Annotated in this window: 17 protein-coding genes; 14 read left to right on the forward strand and 3 right to left on the reverse strand. The window is 58.8% G+C overall.

Annotation, left to right across the window (positions count from 1 at the left end; translation table 11 throughout):
• Positions 1-11 precede the first annotated feature (11 nt).
• Positions 12-779, forward strand: a complete 768-nt coding sequence (locus tag KT71_RS05420) for a sulfite exporter TauE/SafE family protein (protein WP_008292441.1) — start codon at positions 12-14, stop codon at positions 777-779.
• Between the two features lie 10 nt (positions 780-789).
• On the opposite strand, the gene smpB is transcribed toward KT71_RS05420, so the two are convergent.
• A complete protein-coding gene (gene smpB / locus KT71_RS05425) occupies positions 790-1,272 on the reverse strand; it encodes an SsrA-binding protein SmpB (RefSeq protein WP_040362846.1) in 483 nt (160 codons plus the stop codon).
• A 104-nt stretch (positions 1,273-1,376) separates the two neighbouring features.
• Here smpB and KT71_RS05430 point away from each other — a divergent pair, with 104 nt between their 5' ends.
• The 3 genes from KT71_RS05430 (at position 1,377) to KT71_RS05440 (ending at position 3,574) form a co-directional block, all read left to right on the forward strand.
• The gene (locus tag KT71_RS05430; RefSeq protein ID WP_008292438.1) at positions 1,377-2,720 is read left to right on the forward strand and encodes a sodium-dependent transporter; all 1,344 of its coding nucleotides are present in this window, start codon (positions 1,377-1,379) and stop codon (positions 2,718-2,720) included.
• A 102-nt stretch (positions 2,721-2,822) separates the two neighbouring features.
• On the forward strand, positions 2,823-3,257 hold the full coding sequence (locus tag KT71_RS05435) for a type II toxin-antitoxin system RatA family toxin (protein ID WP_023660007.1): 435 nt from the start codon (positions 2,823-2,825) through the stop codon (positions 3,255-3,257).
• Positions 3,254-3,574, forward strand: a complete 321-nt coding sequence (locus KT71_RS05440) for an RnfH family protein (RefSeq protein WP_008292436.1) — start codon at positions 3,254-3,256, stop codon at positions 3,572-3,574. Before KT71_RS05435 ends, KT71_RS05440 begins: the two co-directional genes overlap by 4 nt.
• On the opposite strand, the gene KT71_RS20860 is transcribed toward KT71_RS05440, so the two are convergent.
• Positions 3,559-4,056 (reverse strand): outer membrane protein assembly factor BamE, encoded by a 498-nt coding sequence (locus KT71_RS20860; protein ID WP_008292435.1) that lies wholly within the window; start codon positions 4,054-4,056, stop codon positions 3,559-3,561. The genes KT71_RS05440 and KT71_RS20860 overlap by 16 nt on opposite strands.
• A 93-nt stretch (positions 4,057-4,149) precedes the next feature.
• Between KT71_RS20860 and fur the strand changes: the two genes are divergently transcribed.
• On the forward strand, positions 4,150-4,569 hold the full coding sequence (gene fur, locus KT71_RS05450) for a ferric iron uptake transcriptional regulator (protein ID WP_008292434.1): 420 nt from the start codon (positions 4,150-4,152) through the stop codon (positions 4,567-4,569).
• Positions 4,570-4,589: 20 nt separating this feature from the next.
• Here fur and recN read toward each other — a convergent pair whose 3' ends face one another.
• Positions 4,590-6,245 (reverse strand): DNA repair protein RecN, encoded by a 1,656-nt coding sequence (recN, locus tag KT71_RS05455; protein WP_008292433.1) that lies wholly within the window; start codon positions 6,243-6,245, stop codon positions 4,590-4,592.
• A 142-nt stretch (positions 6,246-6,387) separates the two neighbouring features.
• On the opposite strand from recN, the gene hrcA reads away from it, so the two are divergent.
• From hrcA to KT71_RS05500, 9 genes are all read left to right on the forward strand, one after another.
• Complete coding sequence (gene hrcA / locus KT71_RS05460) at positions 6,388-7,422, forward strand: heat-inducible transcriptional repressor HrcA (protein ID WP_008292432.1); 1,035 nt, start codon at positions 6,388-6,390, stop codon at positions 7,420-7,422.
• 183 nt (positions 7,423-7,605) lie between these two features.
• Entirely contained in the window at positions 7,606-8,217 is a 612-nt protein-coding gene (grpE, locus tag KT71_RS05465; RefSeq protein ID WP_008292431.1) for a nucleotide exchange factor GrpE, read from the forward strand.
• Between the two features lie 122 nt (positions 8,218-8,339).
• A complete protein-coding gene (gene dnaK, locus KT71_RS05470; RefSeq protein WP_023660009.1) occupies positions 8,340-10,274 on the forward strand; it encodes a molecular chaperone DnaK in 1,935 nt (644 codons plus the stop codon).
• 126 nt (positions 10,275-10,400) lie between these two features.
• The gene (gene dnaJ, locus KT71_RS05475; RefSeq protein ID WP_008292429.1) at positions 10,401-11,531 is read left to right on the forward strand and encodes a molecular chaperone DnaJ; all 1,131 of its coding nucleotides are present in this window, start codon (positions 10,401-10,403) and stop codon (positions 11,529-11,531) included.
• The gene (gene dapB, locus KT71_RS05480) at positions 11,528-12,316 is read left to right on the forward strand and encodes a 4-hydroxy-tetrahydrodipicolinate reductase (protein WP_008292428.1); all 789 of its coding nucleotides are present in this window, start codon (positions 11,528-11,530) and stop codon (positions 12,314-12,316) included. Before dnaJ ends, dapB begins: the two co-directional genes overlap by 4 nt.
• A 9-nt stretch (positions 12,317-12,325) precedes the next feature.
• Positions 12,326-13,201: a thioredoxin gene (gene trxA, locus KT71_RS05485; protein WP_008292427.1), complete on the forward strand. Its 876-nt coding sequence runs from the start codon at positions 12,326-12,328 to the stop codon at positions 13,199-13,201.
• 362 nt (positions 13,202-13,563) lie between these two features.
• The gene (locus tag KT71_RS05490) at positions 13,564-14,742 is read left to right on the forward strand and encodes an acyl-CoA dehydrogenase family protein (RefSeq protein WP_040362849.1); all 1,179 of its coding nucleotides are present in this window, start codon (positions 13,564-13,566) and stop codon (positions 14,740-14,742) included.
• A 39-nt stretch (positions 14,743-14,781) separates the two neighbouring features.
• The gene (locus KT71_RS05495) at positions 14,782-15,960 is read left to right on the forward strand and encodes an acyl-CoA dehydrogenase family protein (RefSeq protein ID WP_023660011.1); all 1,179 of its coding nucleotides are present in this window, start codon (positions 14,782-14,784) and stop codon (positions 15,958-15,960) included.
• Between the two features lie 59 nt (positions 15,961-16,019).
• Positions 16,020-16,808 carry an SDR family oxidoreductase gene (locus tag KT71_RS05500; protein WP_008292424.1) on the forward strand — a complete coding sequence of 263 codons (789 nt, stop codon included), beginning with the start codon at positions 16,020-16,022 and terminating at the stop codon, positions 16,806-16,808.
• Positions 16,809-16,817 lie beyond the last annotated feature (9 nt).

Below are 16,817 nucleotides of genomic sequence, written 5' to 3' on the forward strand. Positions count from 1 at the left end.
TTGCGCCCCCGATGATTGAAGCCCTGGTCGAGACCTTTACTGCCATAGGCGCTGGCAAAATGCTGGCTATCTGGGCGGCCCTGCTGTTTGCCGCGCTCTTGCGGGCATTTACGGGTTTTGGTTTTGCGCTGGCGGCTATGCCCGTACTCGCCTTGTTTGTGGCGCCCACAGAAGCAGTGGTTATCACCGCCTTGCTGACGTTTGGCACGAGTGTGCTTTCATTGCCCAGGTTCTGGCCCGACGCGCCAAAGCGTCCCTTGCTGCCCATCCTGCTGGCCTCCGTTGTCGGCACGGCGATCGGTGCGCAACTCCTGGCGCAGGTATCTACCCGGCAGTTTCAGCTGGGCGTCGGTCTGGCGGTGCTTGGGGCCTGCGGGGTATTGAGCCTGTTTCGCCCGGCGCAAAGACCCGTCTGGCGGGGCGTGGCCACGGCAACGGGCCTCCTATCGGGACTCATGAATGGCGTGTTCGCTGTGCCGGGCCCGCCGGTGATTATCTTTGTGATGGCGACTCAGGAGGATGCCCGCGATAGCAGGGCGATGCTCCTGAGCTATTTTATGCTGGCCTCGGTGATTGCCCTGTGTATGTTTGGCATCTCGGGCTATCTCACGGCGAAGGCCCTGTGGATGTTTCTGTTGGGTATGCCCGCCATGATGATCGGCGATCGCCTGGGGCATGCCGTATTTGCGCGTTTCGGCAACCTGTTTTATCGCCGTGTCGCCCTTAGCGTGCTCTGCGCCGTGGGTCTTGCCATAACCATCAAGGCGTTGCTGGCCTGAACTGCTGGCCCTACTGCTTCACAGCATCCCGCATGATGCGCTGCTTCTGTACACCCCATTCACGCTCTTTCTGGGTTTGTCGCTTGTCATGACTTTGCTTGCCGTGGGCGAGGGCTATTGCGGCTTTTACCAGATGCCCCTTCCAGTAGAGCTTGGTGCAAACACAGGTCTGGCCCTTGGCGCTAACGGCGGCCAGTATTCTGGCGAGCTCACGGCGATTGAGCAGTAACTTGCGGGTGCGCGTGGGATCCGTCACGTAATGTGTGGATGCGGTGGCAAGGGGCGTGATCTGTGAGCCCAGCAAAAACGCCTCGCCATCCTTCATCATCACATAGGAGTCCGTGAGCTGGGCTTTACCCGCGCGCAGGGCCTTGACTTCCCAACCCGTGAGGGCGACGCCTGCTTCAAAGCTCTCTAACAGATGGTAATCAAAACGCGCACGCTTGTTTTGAACAATCGTTGTGTCTGCAGTGTTGGATTTCTTCTTTCCCATGGCCGCCATTGTACAGGGACTCGTCAAGGGGGGCGTGATGAATCTACTTTGCAAGGAGGTGTTGCTGGGGCAAGCTGTACGCTGACTTGGCTTTCTGGAAACCAATGAAGCTTTACTTACCTGTGGAACGCTGGCGATCACGGACAACTTTCGTCTTTGCTCTTGCGATTGCGGCGGTGGGCCTGGGCAATCTGTGGCGTTTTGCATGGCTCATGGGCGAGCATGGCGGTGCGCCCTTTTTCTTCAGCTATCTTCTGTGTCTCTTTTTTATCGCCGTGCCGCTCCTTGTTGCGGAGGTCGTCCTGGGCAGCCATGGCCGCGGATCACCGTTTTTGACCATGAGCTGGGCGGCGGAAGTGTCGGGTCGCTCCCGTCTCTGGCTGACCGTCGCGTTGCTCTCCTGTCTGGCAGGCTTTCTGTTGCTGGTGTCCTACCTGCTCATAGCGGGGTGGAGCCTCGCCTATGCCTATCAGATCCAGTTGGGGGACTTCGCCGCCATCAGTCTTGGCGGCGCAGGGGAATCCTTTGCTGAGAGTGTTGCGGCACCGGCGGGCTTTCTGCGCTGGCAGTTTCTGGCGGCCTGTGTGCTGGCTATCACGGTGGTGTTTGGAATTCGGCGGGGCATTGGCGTCCTTGTCTGGATTGCCGTTCCCCTGTTAATAACACTTCTGGGGGTGCTGATACGATTTTCTGTGGAATTTGGTGATCTGGCCGCCGCCGGCGAGTTTCTCTTTGCCTGGCAGCCCCTGGATTTTGACCGGGGATCGTTTATGGCCGCCCTTGGTCACGCCCTGTATACCCTGTGCATCGGTGTTGCCGTGGGCATGAGTTACGGTGCCTATGCGCCCGACAAGCTGCCCATTGTCCGCTCCGTGATAACCGTTGCCATGTTTGATGTGGTGGTCGCCATCGCTGCGGGTGTTGCGATCTTCCCCCTGCTGTTTGCCAACAACCTCCAGCCCGCTCAGGGTTTTGGCCTGCTCTTCATCAGTCTGCCCTATGCCTTCGGCAATATGCCCTTTGGTGACCTGTATGGTGCACTGTTTTTTCTGGCGGTGTTCGTCACTGCGCTGGGCACCGCGGTCGCACTTCTGGAGCCCATTGTCAGCGTGCTGGAGCAGCAGTTTCGTGTCCGCCGTGTGCACGCCGCGGTCGCCATGACCGCCATCGCCTTTATGCTCTCGGCCTACGCACTGGTGGATCTTGGTGCCGGTGACCGTGGAGAGGACTTTTTACAGTGGCTGGACGGGGTGACCGCCGAGTGGCTCATTCCCGCCGCGGTGCTGCTCCTGGCGGTCTTCGTCGGGTGGCGCATGCCCCGGGCCCTATTGCGCAAGGAGCTCGCGCGGGAGCCCGACATCCTGTTTTCCCTGTGGTATTTTCTCATCCGCTTTGTCGCGGTGCCCGTGATCGCCTTCGCGTGGTTCTGGTTATCGCTGGTGCCCTGACGGCAAATGGCAACTTTTATGAGGCCAAAATGATGAACCCCAGACGATGAACCCCAGACGATGAACCCCAAAAGATGAACCAAAGACGATGACTTCAGCACCATGACATCTATCCACCGTAGCGCCTTGTTGCCCTTGTCGGATCAGCAGTTGTTCGCGCTGGTCAATGATGTGGAAGCCTACCCTCAATACATGGATGGTTGCGTGGGCGCATCGATCCTGCGCACGGACGCGGAGCACATGGAGGCGCGTCTCGATCTGGCTCGCGGCGGCATTTCTCACAGCTTTACCACGCGGAACGAGCTCCTGCCCTACAAAGAAATCCGTCTGACCTTAAAGGATGGCCCCTTCGAGGAGTTTTCCGGGGCCTGGCGTTTTCATGCCCTGGCCGAGGAGGCCTGCAAGGTCTCTCTGGATCTGGAATTCCGTTTTCGAGGGGGGCTACTGAGTGCTGCGGCCGCGAAGCTGTTTGATCGGGTGACGGGCAATCTCGTGGATGCGGTGGTGCGCCGGGCTCAGGATGTCTACGGCGTATGAGTGATGACAGCAGCATTGCGGTAGAGGTGGTCTATGCACTGCCGGATCGCCAGTCTATATTGCGGCTGTCGGTGCCTGAGGGTACGACGGCCATAGAGGCTGCGCAGCAATCCGGTATAGAAGCACAGTTCGATGATCTGAGCCTTGGGGAAGACACGCACCTCGGCGTGTTTGGCCATCGGGTGGCCCATACGCAGGTGCTTCGCGAGGGGGATCGGGTTGAAATCTACAGACCCTTGCTGGCGGACCCTAAGGAAGTGCGAAAAGAGCGCGCTGCGCGTGCGAAAGCCCGGCGGGAGACTCAGTCCGCCGACTGATCACCCTCGGCTTCGTCCATCGTCGGGTCTGCTTCAGCGCTTGCTTTCAGGTCGCTTTCCAAACTGGACTCTGTGTCTGTGTCTGTGTCTGTGTCTGTGTCTGTGTCTGTGTCTGTGTCTGTGTCGCTGTCCGTGTCAGTACCGGCGTCAGGGTTAGCCCAGTCCGGCAGGTAGTCACCGGTGATGTTCACAAGCCTGTCACTCTCAAAAAAGATCCGCACCTGCGCCTCGCGAATAATGTCCTGACCGTTGCGGATGACGTAGGGATAGTCCCAGCGGTCCGGCTGAAAGGTATCCTCGACCAGGGGCGAGCCCATAATGAATCTAACCTGGCGTCGGCTCATGCCGGGCTGGAGCTGCTCGATCATGTCCTGGGTGACGAGATTGCCCTGTTCAATATCGATTTTGTAGACCCCGGGAAAGCCCACAAATCCGCAGGCGCCGAGACCCAGGAGGGCGGCGGTGAGCAGTGTGACTCGCAAAATGTTCCGGGTTGGGCTCAAGGACTAACTTCCACTGGGGGGGTAGGGGTGGCATCATACCGATGAGCGTCCATTCAGAGAAGTGCATCCCGTATGCCAATTAGTAACCAAGATCTACGCAGCGTTGGCCTTAAAGTCACGCTTCCGCGCATCAAGATTCTGCAGATTCTGGAGGACTCGGAGCAGCACGAGCGGCACATGAGCGCCGAGGATGTTTATCAGGCTCTCCGCGATGCCGGGGAAGACGTCGGGCTGGCCACGGTTTATCGCGTCCTCACGCAGTTTGAAGGCGCGGGGCTGGTGACCCGGCACAACTTTGAAGGGGGACACTCCGTCTTCGAGCTGGATCACGGCGAACACCACGATCACATGGTCTGTGAAGATACGGGCCAGGTGATCGAATTTACGGACCCGGTGATTGAAGAGCGACAAAAGAAAATCGCCGAGGAACACGGTTTTGAGCTGGTTGACCACTCCCTCGTACTCAAGGTCCGCAAGCGCTCAGACAGCTAGTACAGCTTTCACTGAAGAACTCAGTCCCGGCTCTCCAGCATTTCCCGCGCGTGGGCCAGGGTGTTCTCGGTCATTTTCAGGCCACCGAGCATCCGTGCAATCTCGTTCACCCGCTCGTTTTCGTCGAGTTCGTGAAGGGTCGACGCCAGTCGCTTGCCTTTGCCGGACTTCTCGACCTGTAAGTGCTGTTGCCCCTGAGCCGCGACCTGCGGCAGGTGCGTGACGCACAATACCTGCGCATTCCTGCCCATGTCAGCGAGAAGGCGACCTACCACTTCGGCAACAGCGCCACCGATGCCCACATCTACCTCATCGAAAACCATGCTCGGCACCGTGGTGTTCCCGGCGGTCGCAACCTGAATAGCCAGGCTGATGCGCGACAGCTCACCCCCGGATGCGATGCGTCCCAGGGGTTGGGGGGCTGCCCCCGGGTTGGTACTGATGAGCAACTCGATGTCCTCTTCGCCCAGAAGATGAGGGTCATGACCCTCCCGTTTGCCGAGGGCGATCTTGAACTGGCAGTTACTCATGGACAGCTTTTTCAGGAGCTTGCTCACTTCTTTTTCGAGCTTTGTCGCGGCTTTTTTCCGCGCGCCGCTGAGTGTGCCTGCCAGGTTTTTGTAAGCATCGAACTGCTGAGCGAGGGCCGCTTCCATGGCCTCGATGCGTTCATCACTGGAGTCCAGGGTTGCAAGCTCTTCGCTCAGCGCCTGGTGATGAGCGCTGAGTTGCTCGGGCATGATGCGATGTTTTCTCGCGAGCGCGTAAATAGCCTCCAGGCGGGCTTCGACCTCCGCAAGCCGCTGGGGATTGTTTTCGGTGCCCGCCAGATATTGCTGGAGCTCGCTCCGCGCTTCCGCCAATTGAATAGCGGCGGAATCGAGCATCTCGCGTACGTTGGTGATGGTTTTGCCCTGGTGCAGGTCTTGGTCCAGCGCAGCCAGCGCGGCACGCACACCGCTTTCATTGCTGTCACAGAGCTCGATGGCGCCCGCTGCCTGACGTTGAATGGCGTCGGCGTTTTCCAAAACGCGCTGCTCGTCTTCCAGGCTCTGTAGTTCCGTATCACCCAGGGCAAGCTCGTCGAGCTCTCCCACCTGATAGCGCAGGAGTTGCTCGCGATCCGCCTGTTCCTGCTGATTGCTCCGCACTGCATCCAGCTCGTCGCGGAGTCGCAGCCACTCGCTGGCTGAACTGGACACTTTCTGGGCGGTGGAAAGCTGCCCTGCGTAGCTATCGAGGAGCATGCGTTGGTGCGGTCGGCGCAGCAGTGACTGATGGGCGTGCTGACCGTGAATGTCCACCAGTAATTCCCCGAGGGCGGCACAATCCTGCAGCGTGCTGGGGCGGCCGTTGATGTAGGCACGGGATCGTCCTTCCCGGGTGATAACCCGTCGAAAAAGACAGTCGCCGTCGGCGGCCAGATCATGGGCTTCGAGCCATTTCTGGGCGGCGGGCATGCTATCAATCTCAAAGCGTGCGCTGATGTCCGCCCGGTCTTCACCGGGGCGAATAGCGCTGGGATCTGCGCGGTCGCCAAGGCAAAGACCCAGGGCGTCGAGCATGATCGACTTCCCTGCGCCGGTCTCGCCCGTCACTACCGTGAGCCCGTCGCGAAAATCCACCTCAAGGTACTCCACGACGGTAAATTGGCTGATTGTGATTTGGCTGAGCATGGCGGTCCGATTCCGTGTAGCCGAGGGTTATAACCCATCCGCCACAGTGCATAAACAGCAAATTTGCTCCAGCGGGCTCCGCGCTTTGTGTTCCCGCGGGTCTGTGCTAAAACCTCGGCTGATAAACCGTAGGAGAGAGCGTTTGGGTCGTGAGCTGACAGAGCGATCAGAAACCTTGTTAAAAACCCTGGTTGCGATGCATATCCGCGATGGCAGTCCCGTGGGATCCCAGACGCTGCGGGAAGAGGCCGGTCTGTCGGTGAGCCCGGCCACGGTCCGCAACGTGATGTCAGATCTTGAGGAGCGCGGTTTCCTCCACTCGCCCCACACCTCCGCCGGGCGTGTGCCCACCGCCCAGGGTTACCGGTTTTTTGTGGACAGCCTCCTGCAGGTTACGGATGAGCCGGATCCCAGCGCCTTTGATTCCATCCGTAAAGAACTCAATCCCGATCGCAACACCGCTGATCTGGTGCAGTCGGCATCTACCATGTTGTCCTCAATCACCTCCCAGGCCGGCGTGGTCACCGTGCCAAAGCCCACACAGCAACCCCTGCGGCAGGTGGAGTTTTTACCGCTGTCGGGGGATCGCGTGCTGGTGATTCTGGTAATCAATCAGCGGGAAGTGCAGAACCGTATTATTCACACCCAGCGTGTGTTTTCCGATGAGGAGCTTCGCGCCGCGGCGGCGCAAATCAATCAGCGCTATGCCGGCCAGGCTCTTGCAGATGTGCAGGAACGGGTAGAGCAGGAGCTTCTGTCGGCGCGAAACTCGCTGGACAATTATCTCTCAGCGACCCTGGATCTGGCGCAGCAGGCGCTGGCGGAGGAGGCTCGCCCATCCGATTATCTGATCGTGGGCGAATCCCGACTGCTGGAGGGGGCAAGCCCCGAGGAGCTTGCGCGTCTTCGGGAACTGTTTTCGACCCTGGAGAGCAAACGGGATCTGTCCCATCTCCTGGAGCGCTGCTCGGAAGCCGATGGCGTCAAAATCTTCATTGGTGAGGAAGCGGGCTCGCAGATTTTCGGTGATTACTCCCTGATCACCGCGCCCTACGGCGATGGGGCGCGTTCCCTGGGGGTCCTGGGCGTGATCGGGCCCACACGCATGGCCTATGACCGGGTGATTCCTATCGTCGATGTGACCTCCAGGATGTTGAGCGCCGCCCTGGGCCAATAGGCGGGTCAGAGGGCAATCCCCCCCGACCTGACCCCCGATTTGCGCCGGCCGCATCCGCGAGGCAGTTTTTGGCTCTCTCGCCTTGTAATTTCGCGCTCTGCCCCCATCTCCGCTGAAACACAGCCATCGCCGTCGAGTTTGCGGGGATGCTCGCCTTTTCAATCAGAACACCAGGAGATCACGGTGGCGGAAGATAAACGCGATGAGGAGCCGCTTGCGGATGCAGCGGAAGAGTCGATGACAGACGATCAGGGGCCAGAAACCACAGAAACCGACGATGCTGCTGATGTCAGCGAGGGCGGTGGGTCTGATGCCGAGCTCTCTTTGGAGGATCAGCTCGAAAAGCTTCAGGAGGAGGTGGGCCTGGCCCGGGATCAGGCACTGCGAGCCCAGGCCGAGGCACAGAACGCCCAGCGTCGTGCTGATCAGGACGTGGAGAAGGCGCGTAAGTTTGCCCTTGAGCGGTTTTGCAGCGAGCTTTTACCGGTGGTCGATAACCTGGAGCGGGCGCTGGACGCCATCAACGGTGACGATCCGGCCCTGAGCTCCATCGCCGAAGGGGTGGATCTGACCCTCAAGAGTTTCGTGGGAGCCCTCGGCAAGTTCCAGATCGTGCAGCTGGACCCCGCGGGAGAGCCCTTTGATCCCCAGCTTCACCAGGCCATGAGCATGATCGAAAACCCCGACGCCGAGCCCAATACGGTTCTTACCGTGATGCAGAAAGGCTACACCCTCAACGGGCGCCTGGTGCGCCCGGCCATGGTGATGGTCAGCAAGGCGCCTGCAGCGGAATAGGCAGGTCGGGAAATGTCACGCAGGGCTCTTGAAATACACCGCTGCGGACCCACATATACAACAGAATTTATTGCAACGGCGGCATCCGGACATGCAGATGCCGGCAAGCCAGGAGAAATGACATGGGCAAGATAATCGGAATTGACCTGGGAACCACGAACTCGTGCGTTTCCGTACTTGAAGGCGGTAAGCCTCGCGTGATCGAAAACGCTGAGGGCGACCGCACCACGCCATCTATTGTGAGTTACACCGACGATGGCGAAATTCTTGTTGGCCAGAGTGCGAAGCGCCAGGCCGTCACGAATCCACACAACACGCTGTATGCCGTGAAGCGTCTCATCGGGCGCAAGTTTACTGATGATGTCGTCCAGAAAGACATCTCCATGGTCCCCTACAAGATTGTGGCCGCCGATAACGGCGACGCATGGGTGGAGGCCAAGGGCGAGAAAATGGCACCGCCGCAGGTGTCTGCCGAAGTACTGCGCAAGATGAAGAAGACGGCCGAAGAGTTCCTGGGTGAGCCCGTGACCGAGGCGGTGATTACCGTGCCGGCGTACTTCAACGATTCCCAGCGTCAGGCAACAAAAGATGCGGGCAAGATCGCCGGTCTGGATGTTAAGCGCATCATCAATGAGCCCACCGCGGCGGCCCTCGCTTACGGTATGGACAAGGCAAAGGGCGATCACACCATTGCGGTTTATGACCTCGGCGGCGGTACCTTTGATATCTCCATTATCGAAATTGCCGAGGTCGACGGTGAGCATCAGTTTGAGGTGCTGTCCACCAATGGTGACACCTTCCTGGGCGGTGAAGACTTCGATATGCGTCTCATCGAATACCTCGCGGACCAGTTCAAGTCCGAGAATGGCATTGATCTGCATAACGATCCTCTCGCCCTCCAGCGTCTGAAGGAAGCGGCGGAAAAAGCCAAGATCGAGCTGTCGCACTCCGAGCAGACGGAAGTTAACCTGCCGTACATCACAGCGGATGCAACGGGTCCCAAGCACCTGGTAGTCAAGCTGAGCCGTTCAAAGCTGGAGTCTCTGGTGGAAGAGCTGGTTACGCGCTCCATGGAGCCGCTGAAGATGGCGCTCAAGGATGCGGACCTGTCTCCCAGCGAAATCGACGATGTGATTCTCGTGGGCGGTCAGACACGTATGCCGCTGGTGCAGCGCAAAGTCGCTGAGTTCTTTGGCAAGGATCCCCGTCGGGATGTAAACCCTGACGAGGCCGTAGCCATGGGCGCTTCTATCCAGGGTGCCGTTCTCGCCGGTGATGTGAAAGACGTGCTGCTCCTGGATGTGACGCCCCTGACCCTGGGCATTGAGACCATGGGTGGTGTCGCGACGCCGCTCATCGAGAAGAACACGACGATTCCCACGAAGAAATCGCAGATTTTCTCCACGGCGGAAGACAACCAGACTGCGGTAACCATTCACGTCGTCCAGGGCGAGCGCAAGCAGGCGACCCAGAACAAGTCTCTGGGACGTTTTGATCTTGCGGACATTCCTCCGGCACAGCGGGGTATGCCGCAGATCGAAGTGACCTTTGATCTGGATGCGAACGGTATTCTCAACGTGTCTGCGAAGGACAAGGCCACGGGCAAAGAGCAGTCGATCCGCATTACGGCCTCCGGTGGTCTGTCGGATGACGAGATCGAGGCTATGGTGGCCGATGCCGAGGCTAACGCCGAAGCTGACAAGCAGTTCGAGGAGCTGATCTCCGCGCGGAACACCTGCGAAGGTCTGGTAAACGCGGCCAAGAAAACGCTTGAGGAAGCGGGCGAGCACGCCAGCGACGACGAGAAGTCGGCCATCGAGGCGGCTATTTCCGAAGCGGAAGAAGTGGTCAAGGGTGACGATAAGGACGCCATCGATGCTGCTGCGACGAAGCTGACCGAGGCAACGGGCCCTGTGGCACAGAAGATGTACGCGGCGCAGGCGGAAGCAGCACAGGCAGAGGGTGGCGCTGATGGCGCTGCGGACGCTGGTAATGATTCCGGTGCCGATGACGCGGTAGACGCTGAATTTGAAGAAGTCAGCGACGACAAGAAGTAAACTTGCCGCTCCGGCGCTGCAGAAGAGTCATCTTTTGTAGCGCCGGATTGTTGTTGAGATGTGACGCGGGACGTAAGAGCCCGCGTTGTCGATTTAGGAAGGGGTGCGGCCTGACCGCAGAGTATTATGTCAAAACGCGACTACTATGAAGTCCTCGGCGTTAGCCGCAGCGACGACGAAAAGGACATCAAGAAAGCCTATCGCCGGGTCGCGATGAAATATCATCCGGATCGTAATCCCGATGATCCCAAGGCCGATGAGAAGTTCAAGGAAGCCTCAGAGGCTTACGAAGTTCTCAGCGATAGCCAGAAGCGAGCGGCTTATGATCAGTATGGGCACGCGGGCGTCGAGGGCCAGATGGGCGGCGGTTTTGGCGGGGGCGCCGGTAATTTCTCTGATATTTTTGGCGACGTTTTCGGCGATATCTTTGGCGGTGGTGGCGGCCGCGGACGCGGTGGCGCTCAGCGCGGCTCCGATCTGCGCTACACCCTGGATATCTCTCTGGAAGATGCGGTCCGGGGCACGACGGTACAAATCAGGGTTCCGACCCTCGCGGCCTGTTCCACCTGTGATGGCAGCGGGGCCCGCAAGGGCAGCAGCCCCACTACCTGTGGCACCTGCGGGGGTGCCGGTCAGGTGCGCATGCAGCAGGGTTTTTTTCAGGTACAGCAAACCTGTCCCACCTGTCGCGGGCGTGGGAGCACAATTTCCGACCCCTGTACCTCCTGCCGCGGACAGGGCAGGGTAGAGAAAACCAAGAAACTGTCGGTCAAAGTCCCCCCGGGCGTAGATACGGGTGATCGTATTCGCCTCGGCGGCGAGGGCGAAGCGGGTGCCGAGGGCGGTCCTCCCGGTGACCTGTTTGTACAGATGTCCGTGAAACAGCACCCCATCTTCGAACGCGATGGTAAGCATCTTTACTGCGAGGTTCCCATCACCTTTGCGGATGCGGCCCTCGGTGGGGAGTTGGAGGTGCCAACTCTGGATGGTCGGGTCAAGCTGAAAATCCCGGCAGAGACGCAAACCGGTAAGCTTTTCCGGCTCCGGGGTAAGGGCGTGCAACCGGTGCGCGGCGGCGGCGTCGGCGACCTGCTGTGCCGGGCGGTCATCGAAACACCGGTTAACTTGAACAAGCGTCAAAAAGAGCTTCTCGAGGAGTTGCAGACCAGTATGGGAGAGGGTGGTCACGCCCACAGCCCCCGGCAAAAGAGCTGGTTTGATGGGGTGAAAAACTTTTTTGATGAGCTCAAGCCGTGAGTATTCGCGTTGCCATCGCGGGCGGGAATGGCCGCATGGGCCGCACCCTGATCGAATTGATCGCGGCTAGCGATGAGCTTGTTCTGACGGCAGTAACCCTGGCTCCCGAAGAGAGCGTGCCACAACCTTCACCCGCCGCAGAGGCGTTGTACACCCATGATATCGATGCAGCCCTTGAGGCCGCGGATGTGCTTGTAGACTTCACGACGCCGGCCACCACCGGCCAGCATGGCGCTGCCTGTGCCTCTGCTGGCGTCAGCTGGGTCCTTGGGACCACGGGACTCGATGAGGCTCAGCAGGCCGCTGTCGCCGCGGCGGCGCAAAAGGTTGCGATCTGTCAGTCAGCGAATTTCAGTACCGGCGTCAATTTGATGCTGCGACTGGTAGAGCTCGCGAGTCGGGCCAGTGATAGCGATACCGATCTGGAAGTGATCGAGGCTCACCATCGTCACAAGGTCGACGCGCCGTCCGGTACCGCGCTTGCTATTGGCAAGGCGATGGCCGCGGGCCGCGATGTGCAGTTGGATGAGCAGGCGGTGATGAGTCGGGAAGGAATCACCGGAGCGCGTGTTAACGGCACCATCGGTTTTGCCACTATTCGCGGCGGTGACATAGTGGGCGACCATACGGCGCTGTTTGCCAGTGAGGGCGAGCGCCTGGAAATTACTCATCGCGCCGGAACCCGCCAGGCCTTTGCGCGCGGTGCCTGTCGTGCGGCCGTCTGGCTCGCTGGCAAAGGTGCCGGACTTTACGATATGCAGGATGTCCTGCAACTGAGGGAATAGGAAAAGCTAATGATCGAGGCAATGCCTGATACGCCGGAAACCATTGTCAATATCGATGAGAGTAACGCGGCACGCTATCTCATTGAGGAGTCCAGTCAGCGACCGGTCGTGATCGATTTCTGGGCCGATTGGTGTGAGCCCTGCAAAGTGCTCATGCCCCTGCTGGAAAAGCTGGCAACCGAGTATGCCGGCGGGTTTTTGTTGGCCAAGGTCAATGCCGATGATCAGCAGATGATCGCTCAGCAATTTGGTGTGCGCAGCCTCCCGACGGTGATGGTGATGCGCGACGGACAGCCGGTAGACGGCTTTGCGGGCGCTCAATCCGAACAGGCCGTGCGAGAAATGCTGGAGAAGCATCTGCCCTCGCCCTATGACGCGGCGCTTCAGGAGGCCAACGCATTGCTTCAATCGGGCGATGCTCCCGGCGCCGTAGCACTGCTTCGCCGCGTTTATGACGAGAGTGGACGCCGCCACGATATCGCCATGAGCCTGGTGCACGCTCTGATTGAGGCGAAGCGTCTTGATGATGCCCAGGAGCTCCTTGACGCCGTTCCCATGGTCGATCAGGACCCCCTCTATGATCAATTACTGGCTCAGCTGAATCTGGCCCGGGAAGCTTCACGGTCCCCGGAGCTGTTGGCTTTGGAGGAGCAGCTCAATGCCGACCCGGAAAATCTGGATTTATTGGAGCAGATCGCCGTGCACTACAGCGCAGCGGGGCAGTTTCGGGATGCGCTGGAGAGCCTGCTGTTTATTCTTCGCAGTGACGTCAATCACAAGGACGGCGCCACCAAGAAAGCCCTCCTCGATACCATTGCGTCCCTAGGGAAGGGTGACCCCCTGGCGGCTGAGTATCAGCGAAAGTTGTTCAGTCTGCTTTACTAATTCAGCGACTGTCTCAGCGGCCGTTTAAGACTATCTTAACGACTGCGTCAGCGCCGAAGGGCCCTGGTCAGCAGGGATCCCCTGGACACCAGTCGCTGGCACGGGCGCGGCAAGCTCCGCGCTTCTACCCCTCCTCACCCGTCTTCAGTCCCTCTTGGTTTTATTTTGCAGCCCTGAGCGCCGGTTTTTTGGGGCGTTAATCAAATGACTTTGCAAGCTTGTACCGCGTCTTAAAGGACGCTAGAGTACTGGCGCTAGGAAAAACATACTCCAAATTCAAAACCACGGAAATTCAGGGAATGTCCCAGGTTTCCGTGAGTCAATTCCGGCCCCGCAAGGCCAAGCAACAGGAGAGCAAAACTGTGGATACCAGTTTTTCAGCCGAGGAACTCGCCTTCCGCGATGAAGTCCGGGCGTTTTTTGATGAGGCTTACACCGACGATTTGCGTGCCCGCATGGGTGACAGCAAACAGTATCGTGAAGCGATAGTTGAGTGGCAGAAGAAGCTGAATGAAAAGGGCTGGGTTGCTCCGGGTTGGCCCGTGGAATACGGCGGTACGGGCTGGACGCCCACACAGAAGTTCATCTACGAGTCCGAGCGCTCGGCGCGGGGTATTCGCGACGTGGTGCCCTTTGGTTTGAGCATGGTCGCTCCGGTCATCTACACCTTTGGTAACGAAGAGCAAAAACAGCGCTTTCTGCCACGTATCCTGAACAGCGACGACTGGTGGTGCCAGGGTTACTCCGAGCCGGGCGCCGGATCTGATCTGGCGTCGCTTAAAACCAAGGCGGAGCTGGATGGCGATCACTACGTAGTAAACGGCGCGAAGATCTGGACGACCTACGCGCAGCATGCGGACTGGATTTTCTGCCTCGTTCGAACAAGCAGCGAAGGCAAAAAGCAGCATGGCATCAGCTTCCTGCTCATCGACATGAAGTCCGAGGGCATCAAGGTCAATCCCATTGAGTCCATCGACAATCATCACAGTCTGAATGAAGTTGAATTCAACAATGTTCGCGTTCCCGTGGAGAATCTTATCGGTGAGCAGGACAAGGGCTGGACGTACGCCAAGGCGCTTTTGGCCCATGAGCGCACCGGTATTGCGGGCGTGGCTGATTCCAAGCGTGCGCTGCGCGAGGTACGTCAGCTGGCCGAGGCCGAGGTAAATGGCGGCAAGGCGCTCATTGACGATCCCCTCTTTCAGAAGCGTTTGTCGGATATCGAGATTGAGCTTATGGCCCTCGAGTTCACGGACCTTCGCGTCCTTGCGTCCGTGGCTGCGGGCGGCGCTCCCGGTGCCGAGTCTTCGTTGCTGAAGATTAAGGGTACGGAGATCCAGCAGCAGGTACAGGAGCTGCGCATGGATGTCGCAGCGCATTACCAGGGCGTGCTGCCCACAGAACTCGACAGCAATGTGATCGGACATGATTTCGGCAGTGCGGCGCGTCAAAGCTATATGTACGGTCGCGCGGCGACGGTTTATGGCGGCTCAAACGAGATCCAGAAAAACATTATTGCCAAGGCTGTGCTGGGCCTGTAAGGCGCCGGACTCACGCAGATAAAAGGCAGGAGATAAGTTATGAATTTTGATTTTTCAGAAGAGCAGACAATGCTGCGCGACAGTGTCGCCCGTTTTGTTCAGGATGATTACGATTTCGACACCCGGCGCGGCATCGTTGCCAGCGACGAGGGCATGAGCCGTGAAGTATGGCAGACCTTTGCAGAGCTTGGCTGGCTGAGCGTGCCCTTTGCCGAAGAGCATGGCGGCTTTGGCGGCGGTCCCGTGGACCTCATGGTGATGATGGAAGAGTTTGGCAAGGGCCTCATCGTTGAGCCTTACTTTGCAACCGTCGTACTGTTCGGTGGTTTGCTGAACGCAGCCGGCAGCGATGGTCAGAAAGGGGAATACATTCCCGGCATCATCGACGGCAGCCGCCTGGGCGCCTTCGCCTACCTCGAGCGTCAAAGCCGGTATGAGCTTGCGGATATGCTCACCACGGCAACCGCTGCCGATGATGGATACAAGCTCAACGGTGAAAAGGTGGTTGTCAGCAATGGCATGAACGCGGATACCCTGATCGTCGCCGCGCGGACCTCCGGCGAGCAGTTTGATCGCCAGGGCATCAGCCTGTTTATCGTCGATGCGAAGGCCGCGGGTGTCGAGCGTGTGAGCTACCGCCTCATGGATGGGCAGAACGTTGCCAATATCACTTTCAAGGATGTCAGCGTGAGTGCGGACGCACTTCTCGGAGAGCTTGATGGCGGTTACAGTGCCATGGACCAGGTCATTCAGGAAGGCATCGTTGCGCTTTGCAGCGAGGCCGTGGGACTCATGGGGCAACTCAATAGCAAGACGCTGGAGTACACCAAGACCCGCGAGCAGTTCGGCACCGCTATCAGCAACTTCCAGGCGCTCCAGCACCGTATGGTCGATACCTTCATGTCCTACGAGCAGGCAAAGTCCATGCTTTATCGGGCTGTTTGCGCCCTGGAGAATGGCGATGAAGATTTGCGTCGCGAATTGCATGCGCTGAAGGTGATGACGCACAAGTGTGGCAAACACATCTTTGAAGAGGCCATTCAGCTCCACGGTGGAATGGGGCTGACTGATGAGTTGGACATCGCACATTACGCCAAGCGGCTGATGATGATAAACGCGACCTTCGGGGATCGCGATCATCACCAGACGCAATTTAATGCCCTGAGCTACGGTTCGAAGACCGCTGACAATCTTGCCAGCATGAGCGACGCGGCTTAAAGTTTGAAGCTGTTATCAGGCCCCCGACTGGGGGCTTTTTTGTTTCTGGAGATGAGTGGATGAATGTAGAAGGCAAGGTGGTCGTTGTTACCGGCGGTGGGAATGGTATTGGTAAAGCGCTTTGCGAGCGTTTTTCTGCGGACGGTGCTGCACAGGTCGTCGTTGTGGATCTTGAACGGGATGCCGCTCAAGCCGTGGCGGACGCTCTCGGTGGCAGTGCCTATGAGGTGAATGTCCGGGAAGAGGCACAAATCGCTACGATGGTGGAAGACGTCATCGCAAAGTTTGGGCATATCGATCTCTTCTGCTCTAACGCCGGCATTATCGCTTTGGACGGCCCCCCCTGGTATGCCACTTCGGCGCCCAATGAGACCTGGCAGGCCATGTGGGACATCCACGTGATGAGCCATGTCTATGCAGCGCGTGCCTGTCTCCCTTCTATGATTGAACGAGGCGAGGGATATTTTCTCAACACCGCCTCCGCAGCCGGGCTTTTGAGCCAGGTGGGTGACGCGGCCTATTCAACGACCAAACATGCCGCTGTCGGCTTTGCCGAGTCATTGGCAATCACCCACGGTGATGCAGGTATCAAGGTATCCTGTCTCTGCCCCCAGGCGGTCGCTACGCGTATGATTGGCGATTCCGAGGGCGGGACCGCAGGAGTTGACGGCATCCTGACGCCGGCAGATGTTGCAGAGGCCGTCGTGCGTGGACTGGAAGAGGAACAGTTTCTGATTCTTCCTCACCCCGAGGTAGCCAAGTACCGCGAACGGAAAACGGCGGACTACGATCGATGGATCGGCGGGATGCGGAAGCTGCGTCGTCAGTTTGGCAACCCGGAAGTTTAGGCGCCGCGG

Source organism: Congregibacter litoralis KT71 (assembly GCF_000153125.2).
GTDB classification, from domain to species: Bacteria; Pseudomonadota; Gammaproteobacteria; order Pseudomonadales; family Halieaceae; genus Congregibacter; species Congregibacter litoralis.

Coding starts and splice junctions, on each gene's coding strand:
- KT71_RS05420 (WP_008292441.1), top strand. CDS start 12: ATGATTGAAGCCCTGGTCGAGACCTTTACTGCCATAGGCGCTGGCAAA.
- smpB (WP_040362846.1), bottom strand. CDS start 1,272: ATGGGAAAGAAGAAATCCAACACTGCAGACACAACGATTGTTCAAAAC.
- KT71_RS05430 (WP_008292438.1), top strand. CDS start 1,377: ATGAAGCTTTACTTACCTGTGGAACGCTGGCGATCACGGACAACTTTC.
- KT71_RS05435 (WP_023660007.1), top strand. CDS start 2,823: ATGACATCTATCCACCGTAGCGCCTTGTTGCCCTTGTCGGATCAGCAG.
- KT71_RS05440 (WP_008292436.1), top strand. CDS start 3,254: ATGAGTGATGACAGCAGCATTGCGGTAGAGGTGGTCTATGCACTGCCG.
- fur (WP_008292434.1), top strand. CDS start 4,150: ATGCCAATTAGTAACCAAGATCTACGCAGCGTTGGCCTTAAAGTCACG.
- recN (WP_008292433.1), bottom strand. CDS start 6,245: ATGCTCAGCCAAATCACAATCAGCCAATTTACCGTCGTGGAGTACCTT.
- dnaK (WP_023660009.1), top strand. CDS start 8,340: ATGGGCAAGATAATCGGAATTGACCTGGGAACCACGAACTCGTGCGTT.
- dnaJ (WP_008292429.1), top strand. CDS start 10,401: ATGTCAAAACGCGACTACTATGAAGTCCTCGGCGTTAGCCGCAGCGAC.
- trxA (WP_008292427.1), top strand. CDS start 12,326: ATGATCGAGGCAATGCCTGATACGCCGGAAACCATTGTCAATATCGAT.
- KT71_RS05495 (WP_023660011.1), top strand. CDS start 14,782: ATGAATTTTGATTTTTCAGAAGAGCAGACAATGCTGCGCGACAGTGTC.
- KT71_RS05500 (WP_008292424.1), top strand. CDS start 16,020: ATGAATGTAGAAGGCAAGGTGGTCGTTGTTACCGGCGGTGGGAATGGT.